Source organism: Stenotrophomonas sp. YJH_SMC_79, from assembly GCF_059367995.1.
Map to the genome: position 1 here is coordinate 1,276,142 of NZ_JCAFRK010000001.1, position 21,699 is coordinate 1,297,840.

At 67.0% G+C, this 21,699-nt stretch carries 18 protein-coding genes; 10 read left to right on the forward strand and 8 right to left on the reverse strand.

Going from position 1 to position 21,699, the window contains the following annotated elements:
- Window positions 1-31 precede the first annotated feature (31 nt).
- On the forward strand, window positions 32-2,650 hold the full coding sequence (locus AC5P57_RS06330) for a beta-mannosidase (protein ID WP_262235726.1): 2,619 nt from the start codon (window positions 32-34) through the stop codon (window positions 2,648-2,650).
- An 86-nt stretch (window positions 2,651-2,736) separates the two neighbouring features.
- On the opposite strand, the gene mtnC is transcribed toward AC5P57_RS06330, so the two are convergent.
- The 3 genes from mtnC to AC5P57_RS06345 all read right to left on the reverse strand — a co-directional run bounded on the left by mtnC (window position 2,737) and on the right by AC5P57_RS06345 (window position 4,727).
- On the reverse strand, window positions 2,737-3,432 hold the full coding sequence (gene mtnC / locus AC5P57_RS06335) for an acireductone synthase (protein ID WP_164137919.1): 696 nt from the start codon (window positions 3,430-3,432) through the stop codon (window positions 2,737-2,739).
- A gap of 3 nt (window positions 3,433-3,435) precedes the next feature.
- On the reverse strand, window positions 3,436-3,993 hold the full coding sequence (locus AC5P57_RS06340; RefSeq protein WP_049434983.1) for a 1,2-dihydroxy-3-keto-5-methylthiopentene dioxygenase: 558 nt from the start codon (window positions 3,991-3,993) through the stop codon (window positions 3,436-3,438).
- A gap of 92 nt (window positions 3,994-4,085) precedes the next feature.
- Window positions 4,086-4,727 (reverse strand): methylthioribulose 1-phosphate dehydratase, encoded by a 642-nt coding sequence (locus AC5P57_RS06345; protein WP_099551687.1) that lies wholly within the window; start codon window positions 4,725-4,727, stop codon window positions 4,086-4,088.
- A gap of 252 nt (window positions 4,728-4,979) precedes the next feature.
- Between AC5P57_RS06345 and AC5P57_RS06350 the strand changes: the two genes are divergently transcribed.
- Both AC5P57_RS06350 and AC5P57_RS06355 read left to right on the forward strand, forming a co-directional pair.
- Complete coding sequence (locus AC5P57_RS06350; protein ID WP_099551650.1) at window positions 4,980-5,354, forward strand: hypothetical protein; 375 nt, start codon at window positions 4,980-4,982, stop codon at window positions 5,352-5,354.
- Window positions 5,355-5,563: 209 nt separating this feature from the next.
- Window positions 5,564-5,881 (forward strand): hypothetical protein, encoded by a 318-nt coding sequence (locus AC5P57_RS06355; RefSeq protein ID WP_199157860.1) that lies wholly within the window; start codon window positions 5,564-5,566, stop codon window positions 5,879-5,881.
- A gap of 349 nt (window positions 5,882-6,230) precedes the next feature.
- On the opposite strand, the gene AC5P57_RS06360 is transcribed toward AC5P57_RS06355, so the two are convergent.
- Together AC5P57_RS06360 and AC5P57_RS06365 are read right to left on the reverse strand one after the other, a co-directional pair.
- Window positions 6,231-7,658 carry an amino acid permease gene (locus AC5P57_RS06360; RefSeq protein WP_032128776.1) on the reverse strand — a complete coding sequence of 476 codons (1,428 nt, stop codon included), beginning with the start codon at window positions 7,656-7,658 and terminating at the stop codon, window positions 6,231-6,233.
- A gap of 82 nt (window positions 7,659-7,740) precedes the next feature.
- Window positions 7,741-9,216 carry an amino acid permease gene (locus AC5P57_RS06365; RefSeq protein WP_262235730.1) on the reverse strand — a complete coding sequence of 492 codons (1,476 nt, stop codon included), beginning with the start codon at window positions 9,214-9,216 and terminating at the stop codon, window positions 7,741-7,743.
- A gap of 133 nt (window positions 9,217-9,349) precedes the next feature.
- Here AC5P57_RS06365 and AC5P57_RS06370 point away from each other — a divergent pair, with 133 nt between their 5' ends.
- On the forward strand, window positions 9,350-9,964 hold the full coding sequence (locus AC5P57_RS06370; RefSeq protein WP_262235733.1) for an NUDIX hydrolase: 615 nt from the start codon (window positions 9,350-9,352) through the stop codon (window positions 9,962-9,964).
- Between the two features lie 69 nt (window positions 9,965-10,033).
- Here the strand turns inward: AC5P57_RS06370 and serA are convergent, their stop codons facing one another.
- Complete coding sequence (serA, locus tag AC5P57_RS06375; RefSeq protein WP_014037034.1) at window positions 10,034-11,275, reverse strand: phosphoglycerate dehydrogenase; 1,242 nt, start codon at window positions 11,273-11,275, stop codon at window positions 10,034-10,036.
- Window positions 11,276-11,444: 169 nt separating this feature from the next.
- On the opposite strand from serA, the gene AC5P57_RS06380 reads away from it, so the two are divergent.
- The 3 genes from AC5P57_RS06380 to AC5P57_RS06390 all read left to right on the forward strand — a co-directional run bounded on the left by AC5P57_RS06380 (window position 11,445) and on the right by AC5P57_RS06390 (window position 15,059).
- Entirely contained in the window at window positions 11,445-12,833 is a 1,389-nt protein-coding gene (locus tag AC5P57_RS06380) for an FAD-binding oxidoreductase (protein WP_099551653.1), read from the forward strand.
- 62 nt (window positions 12,834-12,895) lie between these two features.
- A complete protein-coding gene (locus AC5P57_RS06385; RefSeq protein ID WP_111113400.1) occupies window positions 12,896-13,195 on the forward strand; it encodes a DUF2388 domain-containing protein in 300 nt (99 codons plus the stop codon).
- A 10-nt stretch (window positions 13,196-13,205) separates the two neighbouring features.
- Window positions 13,206-15,059 (forward strand): Lnb N-terminal periplasmic domain-containing protein, encoded by a 1,854-nt coding sequence (locus AC5P57_RS06390; RefSeq protein WP_430542873.1) that lies wholly within the window; start codon window positions 13,206-13,208, stop codon window positions 15,057-15,059.
- On the opposite strand, the gene AC5P57_RS06395 is transcribed toward AC5P57_RS06390, so the two are convergent.
- Both AC5P57_RS06395 and AC5P57_RS06400 read right to left on the reverse strand, forming a co-directional pair.
- Complete coding sequence (locus AC5P57_RS06395) at window positions 15,037-16,113, reverse strand: ATP-binding protein (RefSeq protein ID WP_099551656.1); 1,077 nt, start codon at window positions 16,111-16,113, stop codon at window positions 15,037-15,039. The genes AC5P57_RS06390 and AC5P57_RS06395 overlap by 23 nt on opposite strands.
- The gene (locus AC5P57_RS06400; RefSeq protein ID WP_185959206.1) at window positions 16,113-16,829 is read right to left on the reverse strand and encodes a response regulator; all 717 of its coding nucleotides are present in this window, start codon (window positions 16,827-16,829) and stop codon (window positions 16,113-16,115) included. Before AC5P57_RS06400 ends, AC5P57_RS06395 begins: the two co-directional genes overlap by 1 nt.
- 129 nt (window positions 16,830-16,958) lie before the next feature.
- Here AC5P57_RS06400 and AC5P57_RS06405 point away from each other — a divergent pair, with 129 nt between their 5' ends.
- The 3 genes from AC5P57_RS06405 to AC5P57_RS06415 are packed head-to-tail and all read left to right on the forward strand — an operon-like array spanning window position 16,959 to window position 21,663.
- Complete coding sequence (locus AC5P57_RS06405) at window positions 16,959-18,104, forward strand: efflux RND transporter periplasmic adaptor subunit (RefSeq protein WP_262235738.1); 1,146 nt, start codon at window positions 16,959-16,961, stop codon at window positions 18,102-18,104.
- 36 nt (window positions 18,105-18,140) lie between these two features.
- Entirely contained in the window at window positions 18,141-21,290 is a 3,150-nt protein-coding gene (locus AC5P57_RS06410; RefSeq protein WP_447385556.1) for a multidrug efflux RND transporter permease subunit, read from the forward strand.
- Window positions 21,271-21,663, forward strand: coding sequence for a nuclear transport factor 2 family protein (locus tag AC5P57_RS06415; RefSeq protein ID WP_262235741.1), 393 nt, complete (start codon window positions 21,271-21,273; stop codon window positions 21,661-21,663). Before AC5P57_RS06410 ends, AC5P57_RS06415 begins: the two co-directional genes overlap by 20 nt.
- Window positions 21,664-21,699: the final 36 nt, after the last annotated feature.

The window sequence follows — 21,699 nt, forward strand, 5'->3', positions numbered from 1 at the left end:
GCCATGCCCGGCGGAAAAACAGGAGCATCCCGTGCATCGCCTTCCCCTCGTTGTCCGCCTGCTCCTGCTGTTGATCGCGGCCTCCGCTTTTCCGGCACTGGCCGCCCCGCTGCAGGCGCAGTGGGAATTCCGCATGCTGCCCGGTGACGCGCAGGGCGCGGCCCACCCCGGTCTACAGCAGTGGCGTGCGGCCCGGGTGCCTGGCAGCGTGCACACCGATCTGCTGGCGCATGCACTGATCCGCGACCCGTATGTCGGTGCGCCCGAGGCCGAGCTGCAATGGATCGGCCTGGCGGACTGGGAATATCGCACCCGCTTCGATGTGGATGCCGCGACGCTGGCCAAGGCCAACGCCGAATTTCGCTTTGACGGGCTGGATACCTATGCCGAGGTCGTCCTCAACGGCAAGCCGCTGCTGCGCGCGGACAACGCGCACCGTACCTGGCGTGCCCGGGTGGAAGGGCGTCTGCGCGCCAAGGACAATGAACTGCAGATCGTGTTCCGTTCGCCGATCCGCACACTGTTGCCGGGCGTGCAGGCGATGCCGCACAGGATCGCCGGCAACTATCCTTCGCCCTATGGCGACGAGCCGAAGGACGCGATGGTCGGCAACTTCGCGCGCAAGCCGGCTTACCACTTCGGTTGGGACTGGGGCCCGCGCTATGTCACTGCCGGTGTCTGGCGCGGTGTCGACCTGCAGGCCTGGGATACGCATCGATTGACTGATCTGGCGGTGCGCACCGATGCACTGGATGCGGAACAGGCGAAGCTGGCGGTGCTGCTGCAGGTGGAGCAGGGCGCAGCGGCGGGCTCGGCGGTAGTGAACGTGGATGTGCAGGATCCGCAGGGCCGAAGCGTGGCCCAGGTGCAGCGCACGGTGCTGCTGAAGCCCGGTCAGAACAGCATCGAGGTTCCGGTTGAACTGGCCGATCCGCGGCGCTGGTGGCCGGTGGGCCATGGCGCGCAGGACCGCTACACCGTGCAGGCCCGCCTGGACGACGGTGGCAGGCCGGAGCTGGCGCGCGAGCAGCGCATCGGACTGCGCACGGTCGAGCTGCGCCGCGAGAAAGACGACAAGGGCGGCCAGGGCTTCGCATTCGTCATCAATGGCGTGCCGATCTTCGCCAAGGGTGCGAACGTGATTCCGTTCGATGCCTTCCCCGCGCGCGTCGATGCCGCGCGCCTGCGCCAGGTGTTGGTGGCAGCGCGCGACGCCAACATGAACATGCTGCGCAACTGGGGCGGTGGCTATTACGAGGACGACGTGTTCTTCGATATCGCCGATGAGCTGGGGCTGCTGGTCTGGCAGGACTTCATGTTCGGCGGTGGCATGCAGCCCGGTTACGATCCGGCCTTCCGCGCCAGCGTGGTGGCCGAGGCGCGCGACAACGTCCGGCGCCTGCGCCATCACCCCAGCATCGTGCTGTGGTGTGGCAACAACGAAGAGGAGACCGCCTGGAAGGACTGGGGCCACGGCCGCGACCTGAAGGCGGCCGACCCGGCGTTTGCAGCGAAGGTGTGGCAGGGCTATGTCGATCTGTTCGGCAACGACCTGCGCCAGGTGGTGGGCGAGGAGGGGTTGGGCGTGCCGTACTGGTCCAGCTCGCCCAGCAACGACCTGGATGAAAAGGCCAACGATTCCACCCGCGGCGACAAGCACTACTGGCAGGTCTGGGGCAATCCGGCACTGCCAGTCCAGGCCTACCTGCGTGAGACCCCGCGCTTCATGTCCGAGTACGGACTGCAGGCGTGGCCGTCGGTGGCGACGGTGGACCAGATCGCCACCCGCGCCGAGCAGCGCATCGACAGCCCGGTGGTCCGCGCGCACCAGAAATTCATGGCCGGCGAGGGCAACAGCCGCCTTCTGCACTACATCGAGCTGGGCTATGGCACACCGAAGGACTTCGAGGACTTCGTCTACCTCAGCCAGGTGATGCAGGCCGATGGCATCGCCCTGGCGGCGCTGCATCACCGCGCCTCGCGGCCGTACACGATGGGATCGCTGTACTGGCAGCTCAACGATGTGTGGCCGGGCGCCTCGTGGTCCAGCGTGGACTACTTCGGCCGCTGGAAGGCGCTGCATTTTGCCGCGCGGCGTTTCTTCGCGCCGGTGACGGTGGCTGCACTGCGCGACGAGGGCAGCACGCGGGTGCGCCTGATCAATGATGGCGCCGCGCAGGAGGCACGTTGGCGGCTGCGGGTGGTGGACGTGGATGGCAAGGTGCTGCGGCAGCGTGAAGAAGCGGTGGCGCTGGCGGCGGCGGGTGTCACCTCGATCGGTGATTTCCGCGACGCGGAGCTGCTGGCCGGTGCCGATCCGAAGCGGACGGTGGCGGTGTTCGAACTGCTGCAGGAAGGCGGGGTGAGCGCGCGGCAGGTGGTCGGTTTCGTCGAAGCCCGGGACCAGGTGCTGCCACGGCAGAAACTGAAGGCGACTCTCGCCATCGACGGCGATCACTATCGCCTGCGGCTGCAGAGCGCGGCCTATGTGCGTGCGGCGTGGATCGACTTCGGCGCGCTGGACGTGCAGGTGGAAGACAATCTGCTGGACCTGTTGCCGGGCGAAACCCGCGATATCGCGGTGCGCGGCCCGGTGGATCTGACGACGCTGCGCGAAGCGTTGAAGGTAAAAACCCTTAACGATCGTTGAGCAAAAAAGGGGACGGAGGGGATTAAGTCGTTTGTGGCCCATGTGTGCCACAAACGACTTAATCCCCTCCGTCCCCTTTTTTTTGCTTACAGCTGGATCTGCTGGAAGTTCTCGACCCGCTCATGGCCGTTGGCGGCCTGGCCGGTGCGCGGCAGCGGGTAATCATCCAGGCGGTCGATCAAGCGGGTCTGCAGGCCGGCTTCGCGGGCGGCGTCCAGTTCTTCGACCACATCCGACAGGAACAGAATCTCCCCGGCCGGTACGCCGATCGCCTGCACGATGCGCCGGTAGCTGTCGGCCTCACGCTTGCCGCCCACTTCGGTATCGAACCAGCCCGACACCAGCGGGCTGAGGTCACCGGCATCGCTGAAGCCGAAGAACAGCTTCTGCGCCGGCACCGAGCCGGAGGAGTACACGTACAGCGGCAGGCCCGAAGCGTGCCAGCCCTTCAGCATCGGTGCCACTTCCGGGTAGAAGTGCGCGGTGTAATCGCCTCGGCGGTAGCCTTCGTCCCAGATCAGGCCCTGCAGTGCCTTCAGCGCGGTGTGCTTGCGGTCCTGGTCGATCCAGCCCTGCAGCGTCTCGGCCACCAGGCTGTCCTGGCAGGCGCCGCCGATCTCGGTGGCCACTGCATCCAGCCAGCGACGCACCTCCGGCTGCTGGCCGTGTTCGGCGACGAACGCGGGCAAGGCCTTGCGCGCATAGGGGAACAGCACGTTCTTGACGAACGAGATGCTGCTGGTGGTGCCTTCGATATCGGTCAGGATGACGCGGGGTTGCATGGATCAGGACGCCTGGGTGGGTACGTAACGGGGGAACTTCTGCGCGATGTCGGTGCCGGTGAAGTGACCGACCCAGCCATCCGGCTCGGTGAAGAAGCGGATCGCCACGAAGCTCGGCTCGTCGCCCATGTCGAACCAGTGGGTGGTGCCATCGGGTACGGCGATCAGGTCGTCCTTCACGCACTCGATCTCGTAGACCTTGTCTTCCACGTGCAGGGTGAACAGGCCGGAGCCGGCGACGAAGAAGCGCACTTCGTCTTCCTTGTGGAAGTGTTCGTCGAGGAACTTCTTGCGCAGCTCGGCGCGGTTCGGGTTGTCCGGGGCGATCGAGGCCACGTCCACACTCTTGAAGCCGTTCTCGGCAACCAGGCGATCGATGTCGGCGCGGTAGGCGGCGAACACTTCCTCCTGGCTGGCGCCGGGTGCGACCGGTGCAGTGGCCTGCCAGCGTTCGAAGGTGACGCCGATCTTCTGCAGTTCGGCGGCAATGAGCGCGCCGTCCTGGGTGTCCAGCAGCGGCGATTCGGGGCGGGTGTCGTCGTAGATGCGCAGTCGGCTCATGGCGGCAGCTTGAACGTCTCGGGGGGAAGACAGGGTAGCAGGGCGGGGGCGGGGCGCAGATTCCGGATCGGCATCTGCACCTGCGCGCGGGTTCAGCCGCGCAGCTTGCGCAGTTCCAGCTCGCAGTGGAACAGGAATTCGAAGGCTTCCAGGTGGCGGCGCGCCTCGGCCATGTCACGGCCCCAGGCGTACAGACCGTGGCCATCAATCAGGTAGCCCCACAGGTTCTGCCGGTCGAGCAGATCGTCGACCTGGGCCGAGAGCACGTCCATGTCCTGGGTGTTGGCGAACACGGGCACATCCACCGCCATCTCATGGGTGCTGTTGCCAGCGAAGGCCTTCAGCAGCTCATAGCCTTCCAGGTGCACATGGCCCTGCGGCGCGTACAGGCGCGAGGCGATGGTCTGTACCGGCGAATGGGTGTGCAGCACGCAGCCGATCTCCGGGAAGCGGCGGTACAGCTGGGTGTGCAGGAGGGTTTCGGCGGAGGGGCGCAGCGGGCGGCCAACGGCCTTTCCATCGAAGTCCACCACCATGATGTCGTCCTCGATCAGGCGGCCCTTGTCCTTGCCCGAGACGGTGATCGCGGCGTGGCGGTCGTCCAGGCGGTGGGAGAAGTTGCTGCTGGTGGCCGGGGTCCAGCCGGCGTGGGCCAGTTCGCGGACGTTGTCGATCAGCAGCTGGGCCAGTTCGCCCAGGCGGGCGGTGTCGTAGGGGAAGGTGGGGGTGTCCATGGCCGCCATTTTACGTGATCCGGCCCATGGCTGGGCCTGTGGCGTGGCGCTGGGCTGTTGCACCGAACATGAGGCGCGGTTGTGCCCGCAGCCAGTGGGGTGGGTTTGGATCGAGTCATACATAGCGCGAGCTGAATGGGGGAAGCTGCGCTCGCGCTGGAAGCGGTTCCGGTCGTGGACAGCCCTCGTGCTGCGAAACACCATCGAAGTGCCGCAGGAGTTCCGGCGAGCGCCAGGGAAAGGAGTACTTCGATGATCACGCGCGCGATGGGGATGATGGGGGTGATCGGCATCATGCTGGCCAGCAGTGGCTGCACGATGGAATGGGTGAAGATGGATGCAGGTGCGCGTTCATTCGGCCCCGCTCACGCGAGTTGCAGGGCACGGGCAGACGATCACTGGCCGGTCAGGAATGAAGTGGCCACGCGCACCGTCTACGAGGACCGCAAGGTGCCCTGCAGGCTTGATGAAGTCTGCGCCATTGACGGCAAGTACAACATGGTACCCATGCCGAAAGAGGAGAGTTACATCGTGGACGTCAATGCGTCCGACCGCAGCAGCGAATTCAATGCCTGCATGGCCGGTGCCGGCTGGCAGCAGCAGCTCATCTGGTTCAATCGCCGCTAGCCGAGGCCGGCGCAACGGACTACGGCTGCTCGACCGATTACTGCTCAGCGGCGGCGAGGGAACAGTGGTCAGCGGAGAATGACGTGGCCCTGCGAACCGATCAGGTGTAGAGGCTGGAGACGTGCAGGGAGCAGGACAAGAACACGCACGACGTGAATGGAAAGCACAGTCGCGCCCAGCGGCCGGAAATCGAGGGCGGTGTCCTGGACATGAACCAGAGCCACCGCCACCGCCGTGGTGCGCACACCGGTCCGCTGGATGAGTCGCGGTGGCGCTGCAGGGCAGAGGCCAACGAGAAGTGGCCGGAGAAGATGGACGTTGTCGAGCGCACCGAGGAGATCGAGGTGCTGACGGTCTGCAAGGAAGGCGAGACATGCGACGTGGATGGCAAATACAAGAAGATGCTGATGCCAAAGACCGAGCGCTACACCGTGGACGTCAACGCCAACGGTAACCATGAGTACTTCATGGGGTGCATGGGCGGCGCCGGTTGGATACAGAAGACCATCTGGTTTGGCCGCAGATGATCATCGTCGGGCGCCTTGGTCGCTGGGAATGACCATCATCCACGCATGGCGTGGATCTACCGGACGTGCCGGGAACGTGTCAGGGGTGGGGAGGCATGGGTTGGCGGGGGTGTCCGCGGCATGGGCCCGAGGCATGCCTCGGGCGGGTCGGGCAGGAGGCCCAACCCCGGTCTTGCCGTGTGCGCAGGACAGCGCACGCGAGCAAGCCGCGGCCAAGCCTCCAGGGATGGATTCACGGCGTCCCCCGCTAACCCATGCCTCCCCGCCAAATCCTCAACCCAGCTGTTGCTCTGGAAGTTGCTCCGGCTTCGGCGGGTGCAGGGCCGCAGGCCCTGCAATGCAGAACCCCTTACTTCCCCCGCAGGCGGCTGTGCCTGAAGCCGTAGCAGAAATAGATCACGAAGCCGACGAAGGTCCACACGCCCATCAGCATCCAGTTGTGCATCGTCATCGCCGACAGCAGCGCCAGGCAGCTCAACACGCCCAGGCTGCAGATCAGCCACGCCATCGGCATGCGGAACGGCCGCGGCAGGTCCGGCTGGGTACGGCGCAGGATCAGCACGCCGGCACACACGGCGGCGAACGCGATCAGCGTGCCCATCGAGGTCAGCTCGCCGAGGATGTCCAGCGGGAACAGTGCCGCCAGCAGCGCGATGCCGATGCCGGTGATCACCGTGTTGATGTGCGGGGTGCGGTACTTCGGATGGATCTTGGTGAACACCGGCGGCAGCAGGCCGTCGCGGCCCATGATCATGAAGATGCGCGGCTGGCCGATGATCATCACCAGCACCACCGAGGACAGGCCGACCAGCGCGCCGACCTCGACCACCCAGCGCAGCCAGCCCAGCTGTGGGTGGGCCGCCACGGCAGTCACCACCGGCTCGTCGGTGCCCAGCAGCTGGAACGGCACCAGCCCGGTCATCACTGCCGCCATCGCGATGTACAGCACGGTGCAGATCACCAGCGACAGCATCATGCCGAACGGCATGTCGCGCTGCGGGTTCTTCGATTCCTGCGCCGCCACCGATACCGCCTCGAAACCGATGTAGGCGAAGAACACCATCGCCGCGCCGCGCAGCACGCCCTCCATGCCGTACTTGCCGGGGCCTTCGTTGGCCGGGATGAACGGGGTCCAGTTGCTGGTGTCCACGTACTTCCAGCCGACCACGATGACCAGCACGATCAGGCCGGTCTTGAGCACGACCATCGCCATGTTCATCGCTGAGGACTTGCTGATGCCGACGTAGCACAGCCAGGTCAGCAGCAGCACCAGGGCCGCGGCGGGCAGGTTGGCGATCGCGCCGGTGGGGCGCAGCTGTGCATCCAGCGGGGCACTGACCAGTGCTGCCGGTAGATGGATGTCGAACTGGCTGAGCAGGCTGAGGAAGTAGCCGGTCCAGCTGACTGCGACCGCCGAGGCGGAGACGCCGTATTCGAGCACCAGCATCCAGCCGATGAACCAGGCCGACAGTTCGCCGAAGGTGGCGTAGGTGTAGGTGTAGGCGCTGCCGGAGACCGGCACCATCGACGCGAACTCGGCGTAGGCCAGCGCGCAGAAGGCGCAGCAGATGGCGGCCAGCACGAAGGACAGCATGATCGCCGGGCCGGCGTGGTTGGCGGCGGCCTGGCCGGTGATGACGAAGATGCCGCCGCCGATCACGGCGCCGATACCGAGGGCGGTGAGCCCCCATGGGCCGAGGTGGCGGCGCAGGCTCAGGCCGTTGGCGTCTTCATGGGCGGCATGCGGGTGCTTGGTGGCCCACAGTTGCTTGAACATGTGTGGTGGTCTTGTCGAAGCGCGCCACGGGCGGCGCGCGGGGAAAACGGACGGGCCGGCGCGAGGCCGGCCCGTAGGCGGATCAGGGCGACTTGGCCAGCTTGCTGTTGCGGATGCCGTAGCCCAGGTAGATCAGCAGGCCGAGCAGCGTCCAGCCAACAAACAGATGCCAGTGGACCACGAACGCCTGCCAGAACAGGAACAGGCAGGTGGCTGCCCCGAGCGGGCAGATGATCCACACCGCCGGCACGCGGAACGGGCGGTGGATCTCCGGCTTGGTATAGCGCAGCACCAGCACGCCGATGCAGACCGTGGCGAAGGCCAGCAGGGTGCCCATCGAGACCAGTTCGCCCAGCACGTTCAGCGGCACCAGGCCGGCCAGTGCGGCAGCGATCACGCCGACCACGATGGTGGCGACGTACGGGGTGCGGAAGCGGGCGTGGACCTTGCCGAAGAACTTCGGCAGCAGGCCGTCGCGGGAGATGGTGTAGGCGATGCGGGTCTGGCCCATCATCATCACCAGCACCACCGAGGACAGGCCGGCGATGGCGCCGATCTCGACCAGGGTCTTCAGCCAGGACAGGGTCGGGTAGGGTTCCAGCGCGGTGGCCACCGGCTTGTCGGTGCCCAGCAGGTGGTACGGCATCATGCCGGTCAGCACCGCGCAGACGATGATGTAGACGATGGTGCACACGGCCAGCGAGCCAAGCAGGCCGATCGGCATGTTGCGCTGCGGGTCCTTGGTTTCGCCGGCGGCGGTGGAGACCGCATCGAAGCCGATGTAGGCGAAGAACACGATGGTGGCCGCGCGGAACACGCCGCTCCAGCCGAACTCACCCGGCACGCCGGTGTTTTCCGGGATGAACGGCTGCCAGTTGGCCGGGTCGATGTGGGCCGCGCCGATGCCGATGAACAGGCAGATGACGGTGACCTTGATCGCCACGATGATCGCGTTGACGAAGGCCGACTGGGTCACGCCCACGTACAGCAGGCCGGACACCGCCGCCACGATCAGCACCGCCGGCAGGTTGAACAGCTTGCCCGAGGCGACGAACTCGCTGCCGGTCCAGGCGATCGGGGCCGCGCTCAAGGCATCCGGGAACGGCATGTGCAGGGTGGTGGTGATGAAGCTGATCAGGTACGCCGACCAGCCCACCGCGACCGAGGCCGAGGCGAACAGGTACTCCAGCACCAGGCACCAGCCGATGAACCAGGCCATGCCCTCGCCGAGGGTGGCGTAGGAATAGGAGTAGGCACTGCCGGAGACCGGCATCATCGCCGCGAACTCGGCGTAGCACAGGCCCGCCAGGGCGCAGGCGAAACCGGCGATGACGAACGACAGCATCACTGCCGGGCCGGCGTGGTTGGCTGCGGCCTGGCCGGTCAGCACGAAGATACCAGCGCCGATCACCGCACCCACGCCAAGCAGGATGAGGTGTTTAGCCGTGAGGGTCCGTTTCAACGTGGCTTCGCCGTCCAGGCTGCCTTCGATGGGTTCGCCGGCATCGACGTGCCCGGCCGGTTCAACCGGCTTGACCCTCAACAGAGCTTTCAGCATGCAGTACTTCCTAGTGATCGGATTGGGTGGGCCGCCGATACGTTGCCGGCAACCCTGGAATGGTGAAGGCCGCGCGAACGGCCCGCTGTACCTTAGCCAAAGCTGAAGCCAACGCACAAGCGCAATCGCAACAATGAACGGCGATAATGAGCAGTATTTTTCCAAACGCCGCCCATTCATGAGCCAGACCGCCGAAACCCTTGCCGTGCTTGACGATCGCCTGCGTGGCCTGCTGCGGGACTATGCCCGCCGGGAGCCCGCCCACGACGCACTGGCTGCCGAATTCGGCACATTGCTGGACGATCCGGAAGATCCGTTCCGGCGCGAACGGCTGGCCGGCCACTTCACCGCCAGCTGCTGGCTGGTCAGTGCCGACGGCCAGCGCCTGCTGCTGACCCACCACCGCAAGCTGCAGCGCTGGCTGCAGCTGGGCGGCCACGCCGACGGCGACCGCGACCTGGCCCAGGTGGCGCTGAAGGAAGCCGAGGAGGAGTCCGGCCTGAGCGGCCTGGTGCTGGAAGACCCGGCCATCTTCGATCTGGACAAGCATTGGATTCCGGAGCGCAAGGACGTGCCGGGGCACTGGCACTACGACGTGCGTTTCGTGATCCGGGCGCTGGGTGGTGAGGCCTTCGTGCTCAGCGAGGAGTCACTTGACCTGGCCTGGCGGCCGGTGGCCGAGGTTGCCGCAGACCCGGAATCGGACGAGTCCATGCAGCGCATGGCGCGCCGCTGGCTGGCACGTTGAAAAAAGGGGACGGAGGGGATTAAGTCGTTAATGCATAAACGACTTAATCCCCTCCGTCCCCTTTTTCAGCTAGTACAGAATGCGCGTACGCAGCGTGCCCGGAATCGCGGCCAGCTCGTCGCGCACGGCGGCGGCCTGTTCCTCGCTGGCGGTGATGTCGATCACCACGTAGCCCACCTTCGGGTCGGTGCGCAGGAACTGGCCGTCGATGTTGACGTTGTGGCGCGAGAAGATCTCGTTGACCTTGGACAGCACGCCCGGCACGTTCTGGTGGATGTGGAGCAGGCGCAGGCTGTCGGCGTGCTCGGGCAGCGTCACCTCGGGGAAGTTGACCGCCGACAGGGTGCTGCCGTTGTCGCTGTAGCGCACCAGCTTGGCCGCCACTTCCACACCGATGTTGTCCTGCGCCTCCAGCGTGCTGCCGCCCACGTGGGGGGTCAGGATCACGTTGTCGTGGCGGGTCAGCGGCGATTCGAAGATATCGCCGTTGCCCTTCGGCTCGACCGGGAACACGTCCAGCGCGGCGCCGCCGACGTGGCCGCTGGCCAGGGCCGCGTCCAGCGCATCGATGTCGACCACGGTGCCGCGCGCGGCGTTGATCAGGTGCGCGCCCTTGCGCATCTTCGCCAGCTCGGTGCTGCCGATCATCCATTGCGTGGACGGGGTTTCAGGCACGTGCAGGGTGACGATGTCGGCGCGTGCCAGCAGGTCGTCCAGACTGGCTGCTGCACGGGCATTGCCCAGCGCCAGCTTGGTTTCCACGTCGTGGAAGATCACCTGCATGCCCAGCGATTCGGCCAGCACGCCGACCTGTGTACCGATGTGGCCGTAACCGATGATGCCCAGGGTCTTGCCGCGCACCTCATGGCTGCCGCTGGCCGACTTCGACCAGCCGCCGCGATGGCACTCGGCGTTCTTCTGGGGGATGCCGCGGGTCAGCATGATCGCTTCGGCGATCACCAGCTCGGCCACGCTGCGGGTGTTGGAATAGGGTGCGTTGAACACCGGGATGCCGGCCAGTTCGGCCGCATCCAGATCGACCTGGTTGGTGCCGATGCAGAAACAGCCCACCGCGATCAGGCGCTTGGCCTCGGCCAGTACCTCAGCGCTGAGCTGGGTGCGTGAACGGATGCCGACGATGTGCGCCTCGGCGATGCGCGCCTTCAGTTCGTCCTCGGGCAGCGCCTTGGTGTGCGCTTCGATCTGGCTGTAGCCGGCGGCGCTGAACACCTCCACGGCGGTCTGGCTGACCCCCTCCAGCAACAGCACGCGGATATCCTGCTTCGGGAACGAGGTCTTCTTCGGCGACATGGGGCAACACGGCCAGTGGGACAGGGGCCAACCACTATGCCAGATCGTGCCGCCAATGGTGCAGTGCGCAATTGGTTGCATCCGTAGCTATCTGCACGACTGCGGGGCTGGACGCTGGCGCGTGCCGCTGGCACGCTTGCCCGTTCTTCACGCCCCGCGCTGGACCGCCATGACCGATTCCCGCATTGCCTCGCTGCAGCTGGCCTGTCCCGGCCTGAAGCTGAAGACCGATCCGGCCGACCTGGAGCACTACGGGCGCGACTGGACCCGGCGCTGGACGCCGGCGCCGCTGGCGATCGCACTGCCGGCCACGGTCGAGGAAGTGCAGGCGGTGATGCGCTGGAGCGCAGGCGAGGGCGTGGCCGTGGTGCCGTCCGGCGGTCGCACCGGCCTGTCCGGTGGCGCGGTGGCCGCCAACGGCGAACTGGTACTCAGCCTGGAGCGGATGAACAAGGCACTGGCCTACGATGCGGTCGATCGCACGCTGGTGGTGCAGGCCGGCATGCCGCTGGAAGCCGTCCACAATGCCGCACTGGACCACGGCCTGATCTACCCGGTGGATTTCGCCGCGCGTGGTTCCTGCACGATCGGCGGCAACATCGCCACCAATGCGGGTGGCATCCGCGTGATCCGCTACGGCAACACCCGCGAGTGGATCGCAGGGCTGAAGGTGGTCACCGCCAGTGGCGAACTGCTCGAGCTCAACAAGGGTCTGATCAAGAACTCCAGCGGCTACGACTTCCGCCAGCTGCTGATCGCTTCGGAAGGCACCCTCGGCGTTATCGTCGAGGCGACGGTGAAGCTGACCGACCCGCCGCCTGCAAGCAACGTGATGCTGCTGGCGCTGCCCAGCTTCGAGGTGCTGATGCAGGTATTCGCCGCGTTCCGCGCGCGCCTGCAGCTGCAGGCCTTCGAGTTCTTCACCGACCGGGCACTGGAGCATGTGCTGGCGCACGGCGCGCAGGCGCCGTTCGATGAGGTGCACCCGTACTACGTGGTGACCGAATTCGCGGCCAATGACGAGGCGCAGGAAGCGGCGGCGATGGCCGCCTTCGAGGACTGCATGGGCAACGGCTGGGTCAGCGACGGCGTGATCAGTGCCAGCGACGCCCAGGCCGCCCAGCTGTGGCGCCTGCGCGAAGGCATCACCGAATCGTTGGCGCGCTACAAGCCCTACAAGAACGACGTGTCGGTGCGGATCTCGGCGATGCCGGCGTTCCTGGCCGAGACCCAGGCGCTGATCGGGCAGGCCTACCCGCACTTCGACGTGGTCTGGTTCGGCCATATCGGCGACGGCAACCTGCACATCAACGTGCTCAAGCCCGACGACACCGGCGACGCCGAATTCGTGGCGCAGTGCGAACATGTGACCAAGCTGCTGGCGCAGGTGCTGGCCCGCTTCGACGGCAGCATTTCGGCCGAGCACGGCATCGGCCTGGTCAAGAAGGGCTACCTGGACAGCACCCGTGGCCCGGCCGAGATTGCCCTGATGAAGGCGGTCAAACGCGCGTTCGATCCCCAAGCGCGGCTGAATCCCGGCAAGCTCTTCGACCTCTGAGTGGGCAAAATCCTTCACGTACCCGTTACGCTCCACGCACCTTCACAACCGGCTTCGCACCGATGACCCGTCCGCTTCTGCTGCTCGCCCTGCTGTCCCTGCCGCTGGCCGGCTTCGCTTCCAGCTTCGCCGGCACCTCGGCCGGCTCCGCCACCGGTGCATCGTCGGGCTCTTCGGCCAGCAGTTCGGGCGATGACAAGGTGGTGCAGGCTGCACGTGATGATGCCGCTGCTTTCGTTGCCAGCGACGGCCAGATCCGGGGCGCGCGCCTGCAGGCCGCGCTGGTCCACCTGCGCGAGCAGAGCACCGCCGCACAGCAGCAGAGCGATCTGGAACTGGCCCGCGCGCTGCTGGCGCGTTGATCCAGGCGGCATGACCTCCGCGTCATCGCTTTCTGTAGCGCCGAGCCATGCTCGGCTGAGCGCCAGGCGCAGATGGGCGGTTACAGCAGCCGCGCATGGCGTGGCTCTACTGCTGGCCGCTCACGTCGCGCATGCAGCTGATCGCCTGGAGCTCGATCCCTCAGGTCTCGATCCGGCACAGCAGCAGCTCGCCAGCCAGACCCTGGCCGACGTGAGGGCGCTGCTGCCGGATGGCCTGCTGGCTGCATTGCCGGCACAGGTCCAGGTGCGCTGGAGCGATGACCTGCCGGCAGATGTACACGGCCGCGCTTTCGCCGGGCACATCGACCTGCGTCGGGAGTTGCTGGATGACGCCGTGCCCGGCGCCCGCCGCGCGCGGCGCAGCGCCCTGGTGCATGAGCTGACCCATGTTGCAGACCGTGGCGGCGCGAACTGGTCGCGCAGTGCGCGCTGGCGTGATCTGGCCGGATGGCAGCGCAAGCCCTGGCATCTGGGCCGTGGTCACAACGACTTCCGTGACCGTAGTCCGGACACCTATGAACTGAAGGACCCGGCCGAGCATCTGGCCGTGAACGCCGAGCACTTCGTGCTCGATGCCGAGTTTGCCTGCCGTCGCCCGGCGCTGGCGCAGTGGTACCTGGCGCATTTCGGATCACCTCCGTCGCTGCCGCAATCCCATTGCTTCACCGCGCTGCCGTTGCTGCAGGCCGATGCGGAAGAGGGCGCCGCGTCATTGCTGCAGCTCGATCCCTCCCGTGTCTACGCGGTGGACTACCTGTTCGCCGAAGGCAGCGCGCAGCCGATGAGCCGCTGGGGCCACAGCATGTTGCGGCTGGTGATCTGCCGGCCCGGCCGCGCTCCGGGGCCGGACTGCCGCCTGGACCTGGAGTACCACCGCGTGCTGTCGTTCCGCGCGTTCGTCGGTGACGTGCAGATCTCCAACTGGCGCGGGCTGACCGGGGGTTATCCTTCGCGGCTGTTCGTGTTGCCGCTGCAGCAGGTGGTGGACGAGTACACCAAGGTGGAACTGCGTGGGCTGCAGTCGCTGCCGTTGCAGTTGTCGCCCGGCGAGATCGCCAGCCTGCTCGAGCGCACTGCACAGGTGCACTGGAGCTATGACGGGCGCTATTACTTTGTCAGCAACAACTGCGCGGTGGAAACCGCGAAGCTGTTGCAGGCGGGTGTGCCGCGCCTGGGCGAGGCCGGGCTGGCCCAGCTGAGTCCGCGCGGATTGAAGCGTCGGCTGTCCCGGCTGCATGTACTGGACGAGCAGGTGCTGACGGACCGCAATGCAGCGCAGGCGCAGGGTTACTACTTCGCCTCGGCACGCGACCACTACCAGCAGTTGTTCGATGTGGCGGCTTCGCAGCTGGACCTGCCGGTGCGCGACGTGCGCGGCTGGCTGAAGCTGCCCGCGCATCAGCGAGCGCCCTGGTTGCTGCAGGGCGACCTGCGTGCCAGCGCCGGCCTGCTGCTGCTGGAGCAGGCCGCGCAACGCCGCGCCGAACTGCGCGCGCGTGACGTGCTGAAGCGGCAGCTGCTGGCCGCACCGGGCAGCAACGAATCCCGGAATCTGCACGGGCTGCTGGAACAGAGCGGGCAGTGGCTGCGCCCCGGCACGTTGCTGCGGGATGGCGGCTATGGACTGCCGTTGGCCGATGAGCAGGCGGCACTGGCCGGGGCAGTGGCCACCGCCAGTGCGCAGGCAGTTCCTGCATGGCGGGCATTGCGCGTGCAGCTGCGCCAGACGCTGCCGGTGCCGCAGCGCGAGGAAATGGACGCGATCGATGCCAATCTCGCCAGGCTCGGCTCGCATCTGCGCGAACAGGCTGCGCCACCGGTTACTGGCGCGGAAGCTCGATGACGAAGCGGCTGCCGCCGGCATTGCCGGGCGTGCAGTAGACGCGGCCACCATGCGCATCAGCGATGGCCTTGACCACCGCCAGGCCCAGCCCGCTGCCGCCGCCCTGGCGGGAGCGCGAGCCATCGGCGCGCATGAACGGAGTGAAGATGTCGGTGTGGAGTTCCGGGTCGATGCCCGGACCTTCGTCTTCGATTGCCACCTGCACGTGTCCCGGCGTGTCATGCACGGCAATCCTCACCTTGCCCGGGCTGGCGTAGCGTCGCGCGTTCTCCAGCAGTGCCAGCAGCGCCTGGCGCAGGCGGGTCGGGTCGCAGTGCGCGTTGTGTTCCTCGCGGCTGGTTTCCAGCTCCAGCACGAAGCCGGCGGCACGGAACTGCGGGTCGACCAGGGTCATCACCGAGTGCACCTCGGCGACCACGTCGGTGCGTGCGCGGCGCACGTCCAGCCGCGCATTGTCGGACAGGCTGAGTACGCGCAGATCCTCGATCAGTCGCGACAAGCCCTCGACCTGCGCGAGCAGGCTGCGGAACTGTGACTGGTCGGGCTGGAACACACCCTCGGCCAGGCCTTGCAGGCGACCACGCAGGATCGTCACCGGGGTCCGCAGTTCATGGGCGATGGCCGCATGCCACATCGCGCGCTCGCTCTCCATGTGCTGCAGGCGGCGCGCCATTGCATTGAAGTCCTCGACCAGGGTCGCCACCTCGCCCGGCGAATTCTCTTCGACGCTGGCACGTGCCCCCAGGTCGCCGCCAGCGAGCGCGCGCACGCTGTCCACCAGTGAATTCAAGGGTGACAGGATGCGATGGGCGAGACGGAACGAGGCGGCGATGGCCAGCGCCAGGCCGGTCAGGATCACTCCGACCATCCACGCCAGCTCCGGCCCGGTCGGCAGCCAGCCTTCCGGTTCCTCGGTGCTGCCGGGGAAAAACTCGACCAGCACCGCATACAGCAACCATGACGACAGGATCATCATCACGATCACGCCGATCACCATCAACGACATCGAGACGATGATGTGCCGGCTGAGCCCGGATCGGCGCAGGCGGCCCATCAGCGGTCGGCCATCAGCCGGTAGCCTACACCCCGCACGCTGGCCGGTACGTTGACCATGCCGACTTCGTCCAGCTTGCGGCGAAGCTTGCTTACATGGCTGTCGACGGTGCGCTCCAGCGCCTCGCTTTCCGGCAGGCATTCGTGCATCAGTTCGCTGCGGCTGAAGATGCGTGTCGGCGCCAGCGCCATGCAGTGCAGCAGCTTGAACTCGGTGAGAGTGAGCAGTACTTCATGGCTGTAGCCTTCGCCTTCGACGTGCACGGCGTGGGTGGCCGAGTCGATCAGCAACGGGCCAGCGCGCAGCGCCGTCGGCGCGTCCACGCGTGAGGCACGCAGCGTACGCCGCAGTACCGCACGCACGCGCGCGGCAACTTCGGCCGGATTGAATGGCTTGACCACATAGTCGTCCGCGCCCATGCGCAGCGCGGTCAGCTTGTCCAGGTCCTGGTCCAGCGCGGTCAGCATGATCACCGGCGTTTCGCCGCGCTGGCGCAGCTGTGTCAGCACACTCCAGCCATCCAGTCGCGGCAGCTGCACGTCGAGCAGGACCAGGTCGGGGCGGGCGCTGCGGTGCAGGTCCAGTGCACTGTGTCCATCGGCGGCGCGCAGGGTGCGCAGTCCTTCGCGTTCCAGGTAGGCGGTAAGAATATCGGCGATCTCGGCCTCATCCTCGACGATCAGGACGAGGGCGGCGAGGGCAGGGGAGGCATGCATGCAGGGGCGGGGCCTTAAGGTGCTTGCCTCCATCGTATCTCCACAGTTCCTCCATCGAAACCCCATCATCGCCCCGCAGACTGCACCCTTCAGAACCTATCAGCCGCCTGCGCGGCATTGTGCACAGCAATGAGAACCTTCAGGACTCCGGTCGCGTTGATCGCGGCCCTCGCCCTGGCCATGACGGCCTGCTCCACCCCCGAAGCCACGCCCGAAGCCACACCGCGTGTCAGCGTGGTCACCGTCGGCCCGCAGGTGGTACAGCGCGATGACGAACTGCCCGGCCGCGTGGCCGCCGTGCGCACCGCGCAGATCCGTGCCCAGGTGGGCGGCATCGTGCAGCGCCGCCTGTTTGACCAGGGCGCGGAAGTGAGCGCCGGCCAGGCCCTGTTCCAGATCGATCCGGCGGCGTTCCGCGCCGACGTGGATTCGGCACTGGCTGCCCTGCAGCGCAGTGAGGCCGCGCTGGGCCGCAGTCGCGTGCAGTCGCAGCGCCTGCATGCGCTGGCCGCCGCGCAGGCGGTCAGCCAGCAGCACCGCGACGATGCCAGTGCCGAGTACGAACAGGCACGCGCTGCGGTGAACGAGGCGCGCGCGATCCTGTCCCGTCGCCAGCTCGATCTGCGTTACGCGACGGTCAGTGCACCGATTGCCGGCCGCATCGATCAGGCGCTGGTGACCGAGGGCGCACTGGTCGGTGTTGCCGATGCCGAGCCGATGGCAGTGGTGCAGCAGATCGATCAGGTTTACGTCGACGTGCGCCAGCCAGCGGCGCAGCTCGAGTCGCTGCAGCGCAGCGCTGGCGGTGGCGAGCTGCCGGTGACGATCATCGGTGCCGCTGGCAAGCCGCTGCCCGAGCGCGGCCAGCTGCTGTTCTCCGGCATCAATGTCGACACGCGCACCGGCGATGTGATCCTGCGCATCCTGGTCGACAACCCACAGCGGCAGCTGCTGCCCGGCATGTATGTGCGCGCGAGGGTGCCACGTGGCGCGCCCGCCAGCGCATTGACCGTGCCACAGCAGGCGGTGCTGCGCAGCGCCGGCGGCCAGGCCTATGCCTGGGTGATCGGCGCCGACGGCAAGGCGGTGATCCGCACGCTGGAAGTGGACGGTAGTGTCGATCGCCAGTGGCTGGTGCGCACGGGCCTGAAGGCCGGCGAGAAAGTAGTGGTCGAGGGCCAGGAACGCCTGCAGGAAGGTGTGGTGGTCGATGCGCGCGACTGGCAGCTGCCGGTCGCAGGCGCCGGTGCCGTGCAGGCCGGCAGCAAGGGCTGAGCCTGTTCCGGGCCGGTCCCTCCAGGAAAATCCAACATGGCACGTTTCTTCATCGATCGCCCGGTGTTCGCCTGGGTGCTGGCGATCTTCATCATCCTGGCTGGCGTACTGGCGATCCCACGGCTGGCCGTGGAGCGCTATCCGGCGGTGGCGCCACCCAGCGTCAGCATCTATGCCAGCTACCCCGGTGCCAGCCCGCAGACGCTGAATGATGCGGTGGTCGGCCTGATCGAGCGAGAGCTGTCCAGCGTCAAGCACCTGCTGTACTTCGAGTCGTCGGTGGACACCTCCGGCGAAGCCTCGATCACCGCCACCTTCAAGCCCGGCACCAACCCGGAGCTGGCACAGGTGGACGTGCAGAACCGGATCAAAGCGATCGAGCCGCGCCTGCCGCGCAGCGTGCGCCAGAACGGCCTGTTCGTGGAGGCCGCCGATTCCGGTTTCCTGATGCTGGTCGGCCTGCGTTCGCCGGATGCCAGCGTCAGCGAGGCCGCGCTGGGCGACTTCATGGCGCGCAACATCATCGAAGAGCTGCGCCGCATTGATGGCGTCGGCCGCGTGCAGCTGTTCGGTGCCGAACAGGCGATGCGGGTGTGGCTGGACCCGACCCGGTTGACCGGCTACGGCCTGACCATGGGCGATGTAGCCACCGCCATCGAGCAGCAGAACCTGGAGATTTCGCCGGGGCGCATCGGCGATTCGCCGGGCGTGCCGGGCCAGCGCATCACCGTGCCGCTGAGTGCCGATGGCCAGCTGTCCACGCCGGAGCAGTTCGCTGCCATCGTGCTGCGCGCCGGGGCCGACGGCTCGCGGGTGGTGCTGGGCGATGTCGCCCGCGTCGAGCTGGGCGCGCAGAGCTATGCCTGGGGCACCCGCGAGGACGGCCATCCGGCCACCGCCGCCGGCGTGCAGCTGCGTCCTGGCGCGAACGCGGTGCGCACCGCGTCGGCGGTGCGCGAGCGCATGGCCGAGCTGGCGCCGCTGCTGCCGCGCGGCGTGGAGTCGAGCATTCCGTTCGACACCGCGCCCTTCGTGAAGATCTCGATCCAGAAGGTGGTGCAGACCCTGCTGGAAGCGATGCTGCTGGTGTTCGCGGTGATGTACCTGTTCCTGCAGAACTGGCGTTACACGCTGATCCCGGCGCTGGTCGCGCCGATTGCGCTGCTGGGCACCTTTGCAGTGATGCTGGCGCTGGGCTTTTCGATCAACGTGCTGACCATGTTCGGCATGGTACTGGCGATCGGCATCATCGTTGACGATGCGATCGTGGTGGTCGAAGGCGTGGAGCGGATCATGGCCGAGGAAGGCCTGCCACCCCGTGAGGCCACCATCAAGGCGATGCGCGAGCTGACCGGTGCGGTGATCGGCATCACCCTGGTGCTGACTGCGGTCTTCATTCCGATGGCATTCGCCAGCGGCTCGGTGGGCGCGATCTACCGCCAGTTCACCGTGGCGATGGCCGTGTCGATCCTGTTCTCGGCGCTGCTGGCATTGAGCTTGACCCCGGCGCTGTGCGCGACCCTGCTGCGCCCGAGCACCCATGGCCATCATGGTCGTGGTGGGCTGTTCGGCGCCTTCAATCGCGGCTTCGAGAAGATGACCGGGCGCTACCAGCGCGGCGTGGCCTCGGTGCTGCAGCGCAGTGGGCGGGTGATGGGCGTGTTCGCTGCGCTGGTGGTTGCGCTGCTGCTGGGCCTGCACTGGCTGCCGGGCGCGTTCCTGCCGGAAGAGGACCAGGGCTATTTCATGACCTCGATCCAGCTGCCGGCCGAAGCCACCGCCGAACGTACGCTGGCCGTGGTCGAAGCCTACGAACGGCATGTGGCCTCACGCCCGGGAATCGGCTCCAACCAGTCGATCCTCGGCTACAGCTTCTCCGGTTCCGGCCCGAGCGCGGCGCTGACCTACACCATGTTGAAGGACTGGGGCGAGCGTGCAGGCGCTACCGCAGCCGGCGAAGTGGAGGCCGCGCAGAAGGCGATGGCGACGATTGCCGAGGGTGAGGTGATGAGCGTGATGCCGCCGGCCATCGACAGCCTGGGGCGCTCGTCCGGCTTCTCGCTGGCGCTGCAGGCGCGCACCGGGCAGAGCCAGGCAGAGCTGCGCGCGGCGTTGCAGCAGCTGCTGAAGCTGGCCGAGGCCAGCCCGTTGCTGTCGGAGGTGCACGCCGATGGCCTGCCAGCAGGTACCAGCGTGCGGCTGGACATCAACCGCGCCAAGGCCGAGGCGATGGGCGTGGGGTTCGAGCAGATCAGCAGCACGCTGTCGGCGGCAATGGGCTCGCAGTACGTCAACGACTTCCCCAACAAGGGCCGGTTGCAGCAGGTGATCCTGCAGGCCGATGCACCCCACCGGATGGAGCTGGAGGATGTGCTGAAGCTGTACGTGCGCAACAGCGACGGCGGCATGGTGGCGTTGTCGGAACTGGTGACGCCGCACTGGACCGAGGCACCGCTGCAGCTGCAGCGCTATCTCGGCTTCCCGGCGTTGAACCTGTCAGGCGCACCGGCCTCCGGCGTGTCGACCGGCCAGGCCATGGCGGAGATGGAACGGTTGGCGGAGAAGCTGCCGTCCGGTTTTGCCCTGCAGTGGACCAGCCAGTCGCTGCAGGAGCGGGAATCGGGGGCGCAGGCGCCGTGGCTGTTGCTGCTGTCGATGCTGGTGGTGTTCCTGGTACTGGCGGCGCTGTACGAGAGCTGGTCGATTCCGCTGGCGGTGATGCTGGTGGTGCCGCTGGGCCTGCTCGGTGCGGTTGCTGCGGTGCTGTTGCGGGGCATGCCCAACGACGTGTTCTTCAAGGTCGGCATGATCACCGTGATCGGGCTGTCGGCGAAGAACGCGATCCTCATCGTCGAGTTCGCGCGCCAGCTGCAGCAGCAGGGGCGCGGCCTTATGGAAGCGGCATTGGAGGCGGCGCGGCTGCGCCTGCGGCCGATCGTGATGACCTCGCTGGCCTTCGCGCTGGGCGTGGTGCCACTGATGCTGGCGCAGGGCGCGTCGAAGGAAACCCAGCAGGCGATCGGAACCGGTGTGTTTGGCGGCATGGTCAGTGCGACCGTGCTGGCGGTGTTCTTCGTGCCGGTCTTCTATGTAGTGGTGCAGGGCGCGCGGCAGTGGATCGCGCAGCGCCTGCGCAGGCGCCGGCCGATGCCGGAAGGATCCGTGGATGGAACGGGACATCATTGAAGACCTGCATGAGGTGCAGCTGGCGGCGCTGGAACAGCGCCTGTGCCAGGCGTTGCTGGAGGATGACCACGCGGCTATGACCGCGCTGGTATCGCCTGCGCTGTTCATGATGGATGGCAACGGAGGCCGCATGCTGGATCTGCCCTGGCTGGGTGATTGGCTGGCGGGCAACCTTCAGGTGCGGGGCCTGCAGCTGCAGGCGGTGGAAACGCTGCTGTGCGGACGCCTGGCATTGCTGTCCAGCGACGTGCGCCTGTCGGTGCGAGGGCAGGGCCAGGAGCGCGAGCTGAAACTGCGCCTGCTGCGGGTGTGGACCTGCAGTTCCGGCGCTGCCGGCGCACAACTGCTGTCGATGGCGGTGCTGGCCAGATGAGCACGGTCAGGCCGCTTTCAGGCCCCGCTCACCGAC

Bases quoted from the DNA above. Each gene is read 5' to 3' on its own strand.
- mtnC (WP_164137919.1), bottom strand. From the start codon at position 3,432: ATGCAACCCCGCGTCATCCTGACCGATATCGAAGGCACCACCAGCAGC.
- AC5P57_RS06340 (WP_049434983.1), bottom strand. From the start codon at position 3,993: ATGAGCCGACTGCGCATCTACGACGACACCCGCCCCGAATCGCCGCTG.
- AC5P57_RS06345 (WP_099551687.1), bottom strand. From the start codon at position 4,727: ATGGACACCCCCACCTTCCCCTACGACACCGCCCGCCTGGGCGAACTG.
- AC5P57_RS06350 (WP_099551650.1), top strand. From the start codon at position 4,980: ATGATCACGCGCGCGATGGGGATGATGGGGGTGATCGGCATCATGCTG.
- AC5P57_RS06355 (WP_199157860.1), top strand. From the start codon at position 5,564: ATGAACCAGAGCCACCGCCACCGCCGTGGTGCGCACACCGGTCCGCTG.
- AC5P57_RS06360 (WP_032128776.1), bottom strand. From the start codon at position 7,658: ATGTTCAAGCAACTGTGGGCCACCAAGCACCCGCATGCCGCCCATGAA.
- AC5P57_RS06365 (WP_262235730.1), bottom strand. From the start codon at position 9,216: ATGCTGAAAGCTCTGTTGAGGGTCAAGCCGGTTGAACCGGCCGGGCAC.
- AC5P57_RS06370 (WP_262235733.1), top strand. From the start codon at position 9,350: ATGAACGGCGATAATGAGCAGTATTTTTCCAAACGCCGCCCATTCATG.
- serA (WP_014037034.1), bottom strand. From the start codon at position 11,275: ATGTCGCCGAAGAAGACCTCGTTCCCGAAGCAGGATATCCGCGTGCTG.
- AC5P57_RS06380 (WP_099551653.1), top strand. From the start codon at position 11,445: ATGACCGATTCCCGCATTGCCTCGCTGCAGCTGGCCTGTCCCGGCCTG.
- AC5P57_RS06385 (WP_111113400.1), top strand. From the start codon at position 12,896: ATGACCCGTCCGCTTCTGCTGCTCGCCCTGCTGTCCCTGCCGCTGGCC.
- AC5P57_RS06390 (WP_430542873.1), top strand. From the start codon at position 13,206: ATGACCTCCGCGTCATCGCTTTCTGTAGCGCCGAGCCATGCTCGGCTG.
- AC5P57_RS06395 (WP_099551656.1), bottom strand. From the start codon at position 16,113: ATGGGCCGCCTGCGCCGATCCGGGCTCAGCCGGCACATCATCGTCTCG.
- AC5P57_RS06400 (WP_185959206.1), bottom strand. From the start codon at position 16,829: ATGCATGCCTCCCCTGCCCTCGCCGCCCTCGTCCTGATCGTCGAGGAT.
- AC5P57_RS06405 (WP_262235738.1), top strand. From the start codon at position 16,959: ATGAGAACCTTCAGGACTCCGGTCGCGTTGATCGCGGCCCTCGCCCTG.
- AC5P57_RS06410 (WP_447385556.1), top strand. From the start codon at position 18,141: ATGGCACGTTTCTTCATCGATCGCCCGGTGTTCGCCTGGGTGCTGGCG.
- AC5P57_RS06415 (WP_262235741.1), top strand. From the start codon at position 21,271: ATGGAACGGGACATCATTGAAGACCTGCATGAGGTGCAGCTGGCGGCG.